The sequence below is a fragment of the Alcanivorax sp. genome, assembly GCF_051117345.1.
In the GTDB taxonomy this organism is placed as follows: domain Bacteria; phylum Pseudomonadota; class Gammaproteobacteria; order Pseudomonadales; family Alcanivoracaceae; genus Alcanivorax.
In genome coordinates, this window is sequence record NZ_JBNPEC010000105.1 from 1 (window position 1) to 13181 (window position 13181).

Annotated in this window: 5 protein-coding genes and 2 pseudogenes; 2 read left to right on the top strand and 5 right to left on the bottom strand. The window is 59.0% G+C overall.

The window, feature by feature from the left end; translation table 11 throughout:
• The 4 genes and pseudogenes from ACFE0K_RS06665 to ACFE0K_RS06680 form a co-directional block, all read right to left on the bottom strand.
• Nucleotides 1-465, bottom strand: a pseudogene (locus tag ACFE0K_RS06665) (PA0069 family radical SAM protein); the annotation flags it as partial.
• Between the two features lie 164 nt (nucleotides 466-629).
• Nucleotides 630-5441, bottom strand: coding sequence for an NAD-glutamate dehydrogenase (locus ACFE0K_RS06670; protein ID WP_434535318.1), 4812 nt, complete (start codon nucleotides 5439-5441; stop codon nucleotides 630-632).
• 270 nt (nucleotides 5442-5711) lie between these two features.
• Nucleotides 5712-6026, bottom strand: a complete 315-nt coding sequence (locus tag ACFE0K_RS06675) for a DUF2288 domain-containing protein (protein WP_434535319.1) — start codon at nucleotides 6024-6026, stop codon at nucleotides 5712-5714.
• A 273-nt stretch (nucleotides 6027-6299) separates the two neighbouring features.
• The gene (locus tag ACFE0K_RS06680) at nucleotides 6300-7712 is read right to left on the bottom strand and encodes an alkaline phosphatase D family protein (protein ID WP_434535320.1); all 1413 of its coding nucleotides are present in this window, start codon (nucleotides 7710-7712) and stop codon (nucleotides 6300-6302) included.
• Nucleotides 7713-7841: 129 nt separating this feature from the next.
• On the opposite strand from ACFE0K_RS06680, the gene ACFE0K_RS06685 reads away from it, so the two are divergent.
• Nucleotides 7842-10640 (top strand): 7TM diverse intracellular signaling domain-containing protein, encoded by a 2799-nt coding sequence (locus ACFE0K_RS06685; protein WP_434535321.1) that lies wholly within the window; start codon nucleotides 7842-7844, stop codon nucleotides 10638-10640.
• On the opposite strand, the gene ACFE0K_RS06690 is transcribed toward ACFE0K_RS06685, so the two are convergent.
• Nucleotides 10607-12697, bottom strand: a complete 2091-nt coding sequence (locus ACFE0K_RS06690) for an ATP-binding protein (RefSeq protein WP_434535322.1) — start codon at nucleotides 12695-12697, stop codon at nucleotides 10607-10609. The two genes, ACFE0K_RS06685 and ACFE0K_RS06690, sit on opposite strands and share 34 nt — an antisense overlap.
• 247 nt (nucleotides 12698-12944) lie before the next feature.
• Between ACFE0K_RS06690 and ACFE0K_RS06695 the strand changes: the two are divergent.
• Nucleotides 12945-13085, top strand: a pseudogene (locus tag ACFE0K_RS06695) (class I tRNA ligase family protein); the annotation flags it as partial.
• Nucleotides 13086-13181 lie beyond the last annotated feature (96 nt).

The window sequence follows — 13181 nt, forward strand, 5'->3', positions numbered from 1 at the left end:
GGTACTCTTGGTGATCAGACTGAAGGGATGCTGACAATCCACCAGCACCTGCAGCAATTCGCGGGTGATTCGCCGCTCTCGTTCAATGGGCTGATAAGGATCGGTTACCGTGCCGAGCACAATAGGCCGGCAGCGATACCCGGGCTTGCGTAAGCTGTCGCGCAGCACCTCTGCGGCATTGTCCTTACAGAAGATCTCACTCTCGAAATCCTGCCCCGGTGACAGGTCCACATAGGCATGATTGGGGCGGGCATAACAGTAGATGCAGCCATGCTCACAACCCCGGTAGGGATTGATGCTCTGCTCAAAGGGTAGGTCCGGGCTGCGATTGGTCATGATCAGGCTTTTCGCCTGTTCACGGTGATAGCGGGTGGGCCGGTTCACCGGCGCGTCGTCCATATCACTATGGCTGACGGCAAAGCGCCCCGGTATCTGGCTGAGGGTACCCCGGTTCACAGCAGGCATAATGGCTCCTGTCGAATACTGTCTTTTTGTACAGTATACCGAGAAGAGCAAGGACTCAATACTTTTTACCTGCCCTTGCCTGCCACCCCGTTGCAGCCTTGCTAGCAAGCTGGATGGGAGCCGTGATAGCTAGGCAACCTTTTCGCCCAGTGCCAACAACTCCCTCACAAACTCCGCAGCTTGCGCAGCTCCCTTACCCCCACCGCCAGGGTCATGAAATCATGGGGGCTGTCGGCCTGCAGGGTTTGCAGGCGGTGAATGCCGAAGGCGACCTTGCGCTTGGATTTTTCTTCCCAGGCAGCAAAGCGAGCGGCGGCATTGTCGCCCTCCTGTTCCAGTACCTTGGCAGCCACCTGGCGGTGCAGGCGGTAGGTGTCTTCACGCAGGTTGGCCCGGGCCAGGGCCTGCCAGCGGCCCTGTACGCTCAGGTCGATGATGGAGGACAGCAGCCAGAGTATCTGCAGGCTATCCCCCACCAGGAAATACACCTCCGCCGCCAGTTTCAGCGGCACCTGGGCCAGGGAAGCCAGTTCTATCACGTCTGGTGCGCTGCCCAGCACCATGGTGTTGGCCAACAGGCGGGCTTCTTTCTCCGGGACGCCATCGTCGCCCATACCGGTTACCGCCTGATCCCATTCCTGCCGGTAACTGCCGGGCAGAATATCCGGCAGCATGGCTTCCAGCTCACCGATGGACTTGCGATAGCGGTTGACCGCTTCCGCCACCGGGCGGCGACCCCACTTGTAATGAATCAGCCAAGTGGTGACGTGTTTCATCAGGCCGATGACACGACCATAGAGGCGCAGCTGAACCTGACTGTCCACCTTGCCATCCAGGCCATCCACTGGTGCCCAGTAAAGGTCGCCGTCAAACACCGCGTGGGCCATGGCATAGGCCTTGACGATGCGATGCAGGGACAGGCCGTGTTCGTCCGCGTAGCGGTGGACAAAGGAGAAGCCCATGCGATTGACCACCGCATTGGACAGCACGGTGGCGATCAGCTCCCGGCGCAGGCCATGGGCCAGCAGATCCTCGCGGAAGGATTCCACCAGCTCTGTGGGGAAGTAGTTGAGTACGTCCTGATCGAAGAAGGGATCGTCCGGCACATTGGTGGCCAGCATGGCATCGAACAAAGCGTTCTTGGTGTAGGACAACAACACCGACAGTTCCGGCCGGGTCAGCCCCTTGCCACGGGTGCGGCGCTCGCTGAGCCCTTCGTCATCCGGCAGGTATTCCACCGACCGGGTGAGCATGCCCTGGCGCTCCAGGGTACGCAGGTGGTTGGCGTGTTCGTCCAGACGACTGGCGGCGTTGAATTCCAGCAGGCTCAAAGCCAGGCATTGCACATAGTTGTCACGCAACACGGCGCTGGCCACATCCTCGGTCATCCGTTCCAGCAACGGATCCCGGGTATCCCGGTCCAGGCGACCATCGCGCAGTCGCTGATTGAGCGGAATCTTGATGTTCACTTCCCGGTCGGAGCTGTGCACGCCACCGGAATTGTCGATGGCATCGGTGTTGATACAGCCGCCGTTCAGCGCGTACTCGATGCGGCCCAGCTGGGTCAGCCCCAGGTTGCCGCCCTCGCCCACCACCTGACAACGCAGGTCGCGACCATTGATACGAATGGCATCGTTGGCGCGATCACCTACCTGCGCCGGACTCTCGTTGTTACCTTTCACATAGGTGCCGATACCACCGTTCCAGAGCAGCTCCACCGGTGCCTTGAGGATGGCGGTGATCAGCTCCGCCGGTGTCAGGGTGCGTTGTTCGATACCCAGAGCATTGCAGGCCTGCTGGCTGAGGGTGATGCTCTTGGCACTGCGCGACCAAACCCCACCGCCTTCGGAAATCAGCGACGCATCGAAATCTTCCCAGGTAGTGCCACGCGTGTTGAACAGCCGCTGACTTTCGGCAAAGTTGGTCGCCGTGTCAGGGTCCTGATCAATGAAAATGTGCATGTCGTTGAATGCCGCCACCAGCTTGATCTGCTCTGACATCAGCATGCCATTGCCAAACACATCGCCGCCCATATCGCCGATACCCACCACCGTAAAGGGCGTTGTCTGGATATCCTTGCCTGCTTCCCGGAAGTGACGCTTGACGCTCTCCCAGGCGCCCCGGGCGGTGATACCCATCTTCTTGTGGTCATAGCCGGCGCTACCGCCGGAAGCAAAGGCATCGCCCAGCCAGAAGCCGTACTCCTCGGCCAAACCGTTGGCGATATCAGAAAAGGTGGCGGTACCCTTGTCGGCAGCCACCACCAGATAGGGATCGTCACCATCGTGACGGACCACCGAGGCCGGCGGTGCTATCTGGTCCCCGACCCGGTTATCGGTAATATCCAGCAAGCCGCGAATAAATTCCTTGTAGCAGGTAACACCCAGCTGCTGCCACGCTTCCCGGTCCGCCGGATTACCGCGCTTGAGCACAAACCCGCCCTTCGCGCCAACCGGCACGATAATGGCGTTCTTCACCATCTGTGCCTTCACCAGGCCCAGCACTTCGGTACGGAAATCCTCGCGCCGGTCAGACCAGCGCAGCCCGCCCCTGGCCACCGGGCCACCGCGCAGGTGAATACCTTCCATTTGTGGGGAATAGACGAAGGTTTCATACATGGGCAGCGGCGGCGGCAGTTCCGATACCTGACTCGGATCCAGCTTCAGGCTCACATAGGATTTGGCATGGCCGGCTGCATCCGGTTGGTAGAAGTTGGTACGCAACCCGGCCCGCACCACACTGAGGAAGGCCCGCAACACCCGATCCGCATCCAGCGAGGCGACCTGATCCAGTTGGTGATCCAGGGTCTGGGCCAGTTTGATGCCCTCATTTTTACGGCGCTCATCGCTGGTTGCGGGGTCAAACCGGGTTTCAAACAACTGCACCAGAGAACGGGCGATGCTGGCATGGTCCGCCAGCAACTGTTCCATGTAGTTCTGTGAATAGGGCAAGCCGGTCTGAACCAGGTATTTGGTCAGCGTCCGCAGGCAGACAATCTGCCGGTAGTTGAGACCGGCCAACAGTACCAACCGGTTAAGGCCGTCATTTTCCGTATTGCCATGCCAGCATTCCAGAAACGCCTCTTCAAAAAAGCGCTTCTGCTGCACCGGCCCCAGCGCACAATCACCGTGCACCTGCACATCGAACACCTGTACCCACTGGGCCTCACCATCACGGGGGATGACCTGAGTAGGCTCCTGTCTCACCACGCGCAGACCGAAGTTCTCCAGCGCAGGCAGCACATCTGACAGGCCGATAGGTTTTTTCTGGCTGTAGAGCCGCAGGCTGGTGGGGCAGGCAGCACCATCGCCGCTATTGATGGATAGCGAGGGCAGCACCGGCTGGCGATCATTCAATTGCGCCAGATAATGAATATCCGCCGCGGCTGCCATCGGGTCAGTGCTTTCCTGATAACCCACCGGGAAAGCGTCACCATAGCGCTGCGCCAGGGCGGCGCCTTCTTCGCCATGTTCACCCTCCTGGCGCAGGATGTCGCGAAGCTGGTCAGCCCAGGTGCGGGTGACCGCCAACAAGCGTTCTTCCACCTGGGCCTGTGACATGGCCAGGTGAGTCCCCTGGGGAATGCGGATAATGCAGTGAATACGCGCCAGCCCCTCACGCAGAAAATCCACCGTGCGCTCCACCGAACTGCCATTGCAGAGCTGCTTCAACTCGGCGGTGACATGATCACGCAGTTCCCGGGAATAACGCTCCCGGCTCAGATAAACCATGCAGGAATAGAAACGCCCGTAACGGTCTCGGCGCATGAACAGACTGAGGTGGTGACGGTCCCGCAGGGCACGGATACCCATGCAGATGCTGTAGAGCTCCTCTTCACTGCACTGAAACAGTTCGTCTCTGGGTAACTGATAGATAATATCGCGCAGATGTTTGCCGGAGTGGGACCGCTCAGGCAGCCGGGAGCGGTCCAGTACATAATTGACCTTGCGACGGATCAACGGGATGTCCCGGGGACGATTGATATAGGCATCCAGCGAAAACAAGCCGATGTAACGATCAGTCCCTTCAACGGTGCCGTCCTCGGCCAACCGTTTTACCGATACCACATCCATGTAATGGGGATGGTGGATCGGCGAACGGGCATTGGCCTTGGTCACCACCACCAGACGGCCATGGGCAATGTACTTGGCCATCTCATCGTGGGGGGCGATAAACTCTTCCGCGTTGGCATAACGGCTGCCGGGGCGGGCCAGGCCAAGCCCGGCATCATGATCCAGGGAAAGCTTGATGCCGTCGTCAACCGGCTCCGCCCGGGAGCGGGCATAACCCAGGAAGGTGAAATGGTCCAGTGATAGCCAGTCAATAAAGGCCCGGGCCTCGGCAAGCTCTTCCTGGTCGCGACTGGGAAAATCCGCAGAAAGATTTTTCTGGGTGGTTTCCAGGTTATCCAGCATGGCCGGGAAATCCTGCACCACCAGGCGCAACTCTCCCAACACCAGCTCCAGGGATTCCTGCAGATGTTCATAGGCCTCGTCGCTGGCCAGTGGTTCGAACTCTACATAGACCAGGGATTCCGCCGGATTCTCGCCATCGCCAACGCCGACCACCCGGGTCATGTGTCCGTGGGTATCACGAAGCACCTGGATCACCGGATGAATGGTCCAGTCGATGGCCGTCCCCGCATCTCGCACGGCCATGGCGATCGAATCCACTAGAAATGGCACGTCATCGGTCACCGTCCGCAACGCCGCCAATCCGCCCGGCCGGGTGGGTGGCTTCAAATGAATCAGGGTTTCTTCAGGGTGGCGCTGGAAAGCCATCATCCAGTGCTGCTGGGCGATGTGAAAAAGCTGCTCGGGGGTACGGGCGGTGAGCGCCGCCTGACTGCTCATTTCAAAATAAGCCGCCATGAAACTACGGAACAGGGGCTGATGTTCAACCCCGACGTGGGCGGTAACCAATGCTTCAAGCTGAGCCTGTAACAGGGCCTGGCGCTGCGCGACGTCATCCTGCATCGAATCCTCCGGCGTCCGTTCGGCGCGCCGGCAAGGGGCCAGCGGCCTCAATTCACTCTATACCGGAGGAATAGATCAATACCAGCCCGGCGCAGTGATTAGACCGGTAAAGCGCGACAGGGGGATGACAGAAAAGCAGCAGCGAGCACAACCAGGCTTTATCGCTGTGTAGGGTGCACTGAGCCTCAGGCGAACTGCACCGATGTGACGCCGGGATGGTGCAGTTCGCCTGAGGCTCAGTGCACCCTACCGATAAGGCGTCTGGCCGTCTTACTGCACCTGCAGCGGCTGTACCAGCACCCAGGGCATGACCACCACTGTCCACAGGGCCTGGTCGGCGTCGAACCACTGCGCCGCCTGATCATCCGTGACCTTGTCCACCTGCCCCTTGTCCCGCCACAGAGACAGGGTGTCGGCCTGGTCTTCGGAAAACGCCAGTGCCACCTCGATCAGATCCAGTTCTGGTGCTACATAGACCGTCTGGCCACGGGCAAAGAACGGCTGCAGCTCTTTCCAGCTGGCCTTGGCCGTTTCCTGATTGAGTTTGGCTTTGAGAATATCGCGATCTGCGGATTGATCAGACATGGGCGGCTCCGTGTTCAGGGCCGTGCATTATCCGTATTCGAGCGGGTGCAATCAAAGAGGGAAAAAAGAACGCCCGCCACTTGGGGAATGGCGGGCGGGCTGTACCGGGGCCGAAATTGAACATCCTTGTTCGATTGCGTCCTTGCGAGATCCACTTTAGGGAAACCGCACCGGGAGGATAAGGCGCGATTCGCTACAGTTTCTGTAAGTTATTTGCCATACATGACCGTGGTTTTTGGGCCCCGGTCAGCCCAGGCACATTAACAATCCGGGTCAGCGCCAGCGAATCTCCCGGCTTGCCTCGCTGATCGGACTCTGCCTGCGATCGAACAACTGGAAGCTGGCACCCTCGGCGCTGAAGCTCACCTCGGAGAAGGCATTGTCACTGAACACCTCACCGGGGACGTCCACCCGCCCCAGGGGTTTGCCCCACCCCCCATGGAGCACGCCCGGCACCCGAATCATCGGGCGATACCAGCGGAACGCCCGCAGCGCGGTGGGCCAGAACAAACCGGAGCAGGTCCAGCTATGCACCTGCTTGCCACCATTCAACGTCAAACAGGCATACAGGGAGGCATGCACATCCCCACTCAGCACCACCAGCTTGTCGCTACGGCTGCGCCCCATGGCCTCCAGCAAACGCTGGCGCTGGTGCATGAAGCCCTCCCAGGCATCCTTGCCGCGGAACGGGCGACGCTGTTCCGGGAACAACAGGACTGAGGTGACCAGCACCTTGATGCGGTCCGGGTCCTGGTCCAGCCATTGGATAAAGGCCTGCTCCTGAATATCGCCGATCATGCGGCGCTGCCAGGGCCAGCGACTCAGCACCCGTTCGGTGCGCACATCCATGACAAAGAAATCCGCTGGTCCCCGTGAGAAGGTGTACCAGAATCGGTCCGGATCGCGATCCAGATAGGTGCCCGCCTGATTCAGGGGCGCCGCCGGAGAGTGGGACGCCTGATAGATCTGATAGGCCTTGATGGCAGCGGGATATTTGCTGGTCCACAGCTCGGCATTGGCCCGGGCCGGCCAGTTATTCTCGATCTCGTGGTCATCGAGAATCATGTAGCTGTTGGTATCACGAAGCAGCTTCGCCAGATGGGGCTGGGAAAAGCTTTCCCGGTAAAGCGCATCGAAATCCTCACGGGTGGTGGCCGCACCGAACCGATACATGGAATCGGCATACACCTGATCCCCGCCGAAAAGCACAAAATCCGGTTTCGAGGTATCCGCCCGCGAGGACATTTCGGCAAAAATCTTGTCCGCCCGATCATCCTGAATTTCACCATCCAGGCCAACAAACCGGTAGCAACAGGAGCCGAAAAAAAAGCGCGTGGCATCCGCATCCGGCTGATTGGTAAGAAACGCCCCCTGGTCGGCGGCATCCCAGTCCAGCGCCACATCCTCTTCCGTAGCCACCCAGCCAGCCTGATACTCATAGCGGGTACCGGGCTGCAACTGATTGAGGATCACCACACCGGAGCCATCGAAGTTGCCATTAAGCCGAAACGCTCTCGCCGGAGACCAGTCAACGCTTCCCTTGCGACGCCAGCGAATCCGCCCCCACAGCCATTTTTTTCCGGCTCCCAGTGTCCCTTTCGGCAAAGCACCGAACACTCTCACATGGGTGTCCCCAGCCTCCCCTACCACCGGTCCTACGGCAAACCGGTTCACACTTTGACTCATGGCTTATGTCCCCCCTGCATTGAGCCCCCCGGCCCACGCTGCTAGCATCACTGATACGCGGTGCAGGCAGCCTCATGATCACTCGTCCGGGCCCGAAATAAACGGCACCCTCTGTCAGGAATAAAAACGTTGCTCAAGGATGCGAAAACTGCCTTTATTCTGCTTATTGCCTTTCTCTCACTCGGGCTGACATCAGCCGTCTGGGCTAACGGTCCCGAGCTGCTGATTATTGGCGAAAAGCAGGAAGAACTACACCCCTATCAAGGGCTGGATTACTTCTGTACCCCTGCGGCACAGTCGCCGACCATTACTGCCTTGCAAAAACGCCCGACCCTGCCCTGGCAATCCAGCCAGGGAGAAATGCCAAACCTGGGATTCACCAATCAGCACTGCTGGTTCCGCTTTGCCGTGCGCAATCAGAACCCCAGACACAGCGATTGGCAGCTGCTGGTTGATTACGCCATGCTCGGCGAGCTGGACGTCTACCAACTGGATGCCGGCGGCAACCTGGTCAATCACTTCCAGGCGGGGATGGACCGGGATTTTGCCGTACGGCCGGGCAACTACCCTACTCCCGCTTTCCCGCTTTCCCTGCCCAGCGGCAAGGACAGCAGTTTTTATCTCAAGGTAACCTCTCCGCATAGCATCCAGCTGCCGATACGACTGCTTAGCCACGATCAGTTCGCACGATCAGCGCAGAATCAGACCATTATCCAGGGGATCTTCTTCGGCGGCATGCTGGTGATGATTCTCTACAACCTGTCGCTGTTCTTCTCCATTCGCGAAAAGGTCTACCTGCTATATGTATGCTGGTCGGCGGTGGTCACACTGTTCCTGGCGGTACTTCACGGCTATGCCCACCGTTATCTGTGGCCGCACTCCCCGCTTGTCAGCCAGTACATCATTCACTATCTGCTACCCCTGATCGTGCTGCTGCCGCCATTGTTTACCCTGCATTTTCTGTCGCTGCGGGAAAAGGCGCCGCGCCTGGCGGTATGGCTGAAAGGCCTGGTGATTATCGGCACGCTACTGTTCCTTGCTGCCCCCTTTACCAGCCGCAATTTCCTGATTCCGATTTCCGTCAGCGCTATTCTTATAATGGATTTCAGCATCCTGGTGGTTGGTCTGCTACGTGCCCGCGCCGGCGACCCGGACGCACGCATTTTCACCATTGCCTGGGCTTGCTTCATTACCGGCGTGGCGGCCATGGCGCTGAACAAATACGGCGTACTGCCGCGCACCGGTCTTACAGAAAACCTGGTCCAGACCGGCGTCTTCCTGGAAGTGATTCTGCTGTCGCTGGCACTGGCCCGGCGTATCAGCCGACTCAAGGAAGCCCACTCCGATTCCATTCGCGAAAAGGCGATAGCGGAAATGGAAGCGTTCAAGGCTGGCGCCCGCAACCATGCCAAGAGCGAATTCCTGGCCACCATGAGCCATGAAATCCGCACCCCCATGAATGGCATCATGGGCATGACCGACCTGCTGCGGCGCACCTCCATGACCCAGCAGCAAGCGCAGTATGTGGGCACCATTTACCAGTCCACCCAGTCCCTGCTCACGGTTATCAACGACATTCTCGATTATTCCAAGATTGAATCCGGCAAGCTGGAGCTGGATTACCAGAGCGTGCAGCTGGAAAGCATTGTCGACGACTGTGTGCGGCTGTTTGCCCTGCGCTCCAGCGAAAAACAATTGCCGCTGTATATCCATATCGACAGCCGCGTGCCGGAACGCATCAAGACCGACCCGATCCGTCTCAAGCAGATCATTACCAACCTGCTCAGCAATGCCTTCAAGTTCACCGAACGGGGTAATGTCTCTCTACACGTCACCGTGAAACAACCGGTGAACGAAAAGAACCTGTGCGTGCTGATGTTTGAAGTGGTGGATACCGGTGTGGGCCTGGACGAAGGGCAACAGAACAGTTTGTTCCAGGCATTCCACGAGCTGTCCGGCAAGGGCAAACATACCGGCGCCGGTCTGGGGCTGGTGATCTGCAAACGGCTGATCGAACTGCTCAACGGCGACATCGGTGTGTCGAGCTCACTGGGCCGTGGCGCCACCTTCTGGCTGTCCCTGCCAGTGGAAGTGGAAAAGCCGCAAAGCAAACCGGTATTGAAAAACCGCAGTGCCCTGCTGATTTCCAATACCCCGGCCCAGTTGCTGAGCCTGTCACAGATTCTCACGCGCTGGGGGGCAAAGACCCTGGAGTACCGTGATGTGGAAAGCGCTCTGGACCCGGCCAACCCGTCACGCCCCGTGGACTTTGTCATCGCCGAACATGCGGTGATGGAAAACCCGCAATATGTCCAGCGGCTGAAACAACACTTCCGTAACCCGGTGCTGGTACTGCTACACCCCACCGGCCAACCACTGAGCGACCATCTGCCCGAGAACCTGTTGCTGATCGAGACACCGTTCACCTGTCAGGCTCCCAAGCGAAGCCTGCTCCCCGGCCATGACGAACAACTTGCTCAACAAAGCGCTGAAGAACCCGCCATCGTGCTCGACAAGGGCAACGCTCTGAACGTGATCGTGGCCGAAGATAATCCGGTGAACCAGCTGGTAATCGACAGCATTCTCAAATCTCTGGGCATCTACGCCACCCTGGTAAGCGACGGCGAGCAGGCCCTGGAACTGGTGCGCGAGCAACCCGGTTACTGGGACATAATCTTCATGGATTGTGAAATGCCAGTGATGGACGGCTACCAGGCCACCCGCGAGATCCGTACCCAGGAGCAGGCCTCCACCGCCCATCCCCACTGCTGGATCATTGCCCTGTCAGCCCATGCCACCGGCGACTATGTGCAAAAAGCCCGTGACGCCGGCGTGGATGACTACCTGAGCAAACCGGTTTCCCAGCAACAGGTGCGCGAAGCGCTCCATCGCGGTCAGGTTTCTACCCCTTCAGGGATCTCTGGCTGAGCAAGCAACCCCGCGCACACAGTAATCAGTTGTTTCACGCGAATGGGCTTGCCAAGGAAGGCATCGCAGCCCGCGTCCATGCAGCGCTGGCGATCCACCGCCAATACGTTGGCTGTTAATGCCAGTATCGGGCCAGCAAAGCCACGGTCACGTAGTGCCTGGGCGGTTTCATAGCCGTCCATTACCGGCATCTGCATATCCAGCACCACCAGATCAAAACGGTCTTCGGCATAATAACGGCAGGCTTCACGCCCATCCTCGGCTTCCACCACCTGCATCCCGGATTTCTCCAGCACTTTGCGCACAAACAACCGATTCACCGCGTTATCTTCCACCAGTAACGCCCGGCCTTTCAGCTCCATGGCGGTTCCCGCCAGCTCAGGCAGCTGCTGGGCTGCAGCGGCCCGCATATCCACTTCCGTCGCTTCAGACAATGGCATCGTCAGAGAGAAACGGCTGCCCTTGTTCAGCTCACTGAATACCGAGATATCACCGCCCTGGGAACGTGCCAGCTGGCGGGCAATACTTAACCCCAGCCCGGTTCCCGTATAGCGGCGGGAATGGGAAGCGTCCGCCTGGGAGAATGGCTGAAAAATCTTCTGTTGCTCTGCTTCACTGATTCCAATGCCCGAATCCTCCACGGACACCTGCAGTTGCTGTTCCGCCTCCGACCAGCCAGCACGCACCTGAACATGGCCTTCTTCGGTGAACTTCACTGCATTGCCTACCAGATTCACCAGAATCTGGCGCAGCCGGAAGGCATCACCGCACACTGTCATCGGCATGGTCGAGAGATAATCCAGGCGCAGATCAATCTGCTTTTCCTCCGCCCGCAATTGCAGGCTATCGACCACTTCATCCAGCAGCTCGGTCACCGAAAACAGGCGCTGCTCGTTATGCAATTGCCCCGCTTCAATACGCGACAGATCCAGCACATCATTAATCAGTGCCAGCAGGGCATCGCCGTTGTGCTGGATAATGGTGAGATAGCGGTTCTGATCTGCCTGGCTCAGGGAACCATCACGCAACAACTCGGTATAACCGAGAATCGCCGTCATCGGGGTGCGGATTTCATGGCTGATATTGGCCAGGAACTGGCTCTTGGTCTGGCTTGCCTCTTCCGCCTGACGGCGTGCATCCGCCAGCTGGGTCTGGGCGTGATTAATGCTGTCCACCATGGCGTTGAAGTCTTCCGCCAAGGCGCCGATTTCATCATTACCCAACACCGGCACGCGCTGGTCCAGCGCGCCACCCCGGGCGATGGAGCGCACCGCGTTATGCACCAGATTCAAACGCCCGAAAAGCATTGGCTGAATCCGGTAGTTAATCACCAGCACTGTCAGCCCCGCCAGCAATGTCAGGATCAAGCCGACTACCGCCACAGAGATCTGCAGCGATCTGTAACCGTCGCGGGGCAGTTCCACCACCACTTCCAGTGGATTGCCACCAAGAAAATCAGGCACCGGGAAACGGCCGAGAAGCTGCTTACCCTCGGTCAGGGTCAATCCCCGTACCGGTTTCAACGATTCCGGAACCTCGCGAACATAAAGCGCATGGCCCACCCGGTCAGACAGGTAGCTCATCCAGTCACTGTCCAGCCACACCCCCAACAGATAGGCCTGGCAGCCCATCTCCACCGCGGTGCTGAACAACAGTGGCCGGCCCTCCACCTTTACCACCCCCCAGATCGGCATGCAGCCCTGCTCGTCAAAGCGCGTCGCCAGGGTGGCAAATACCGGGGAGGAGACCTTATCAGCGCCGTTATTCCACACCACCGAGCTGCCTCGCAGCTCCATCATCAGGTCCAGATAACCCAGCCCCCCCTGATTGCTGGGCGGATGATCCGGTTGCTGGCTCCAGTCCTGGGCCCGCACCCGCAAGATGGAAAGCTGGTCCAGAAAGGTGGCTTCCACCTTTTCCAGCTCGCGCTCGGCGTTACGCTCGGTGAGAGTCTCCACCAGCGACAGGTTTACCCAATACAACGCCAGGGTGGCCAAGACCACACAACACGCCGCAGAAACCACCAGCAACCACCGAATGCGTACTCTCAGTGACATCGTTACCTTCCCCTGACCGGGGGCCTGGGCGACAAAAGGTGCCGTCCCACAGCCTGCATGAGCCCCCGGAATCACTTTCTTGAAATAATCGTTTTGAGCCGAAACCCTAGCACAAGATTCCCCACAGCGGGCCCCTGCTGTCATCAGCGGTGGGAGATGCCGCACAGCCGTTCACCCACAGGATGAAAAAGCCCCGCCGCACCCGTATCATAGGCCACCCTTTTTCCGGAATGACGACGTCGACCCCATGAGTGACACGCCCCGCAAAATCCTGGTGACCAGTGCCCTTCCCTACGCCAATGGCCCCATTCACCTGGGCCACCTGCTGGAATACATCCAGACCGACATCTGGGTCCGTTTCCAGAAACTGCGCGGTGAGCAGTGCATCTAAGTTTCAGGCGACGATGACCAAGGAACCTCCATACTGACCTAGACGGAGATACACGGCATCACCACGGAGCAACAACTTGCGCCAGACAAAGCG

Bases quoted from the DNA above. Each gene is read 5' to 3' on its own strand.
- ACFE0K_RS06670 (WP_434535318.1), bottom strand. From the start codon at position 5,441: ATGCAGGATGACGTCGCGCAGCGCCAGGCCCTGTTACAGGCTCAGCTT.
- ACFE0K_RS06675 (WP_434535319.1), bottom strand. From the start codon at position 6,026: ATGTCTGATCAATCCGCAGATCGCGATATTCTCAAAGCCAAACTCAAT.
- ACFE0K_RS06690 (WP_434535322.1), bottom strand. From the start codon at position 12,697: ATGTCACTGAGAGTACGCATTCGGTGGTTGCTGGTGGTTTCTGCGGCG.
- ACFE0K_RS06680 (WP_434535320.1), bottom strand. From the start codon at position 7,712: ATGAGTCAAAGTGTGAACCGGTTTGCCGTAGGACCGGTGGTAGGGGAG.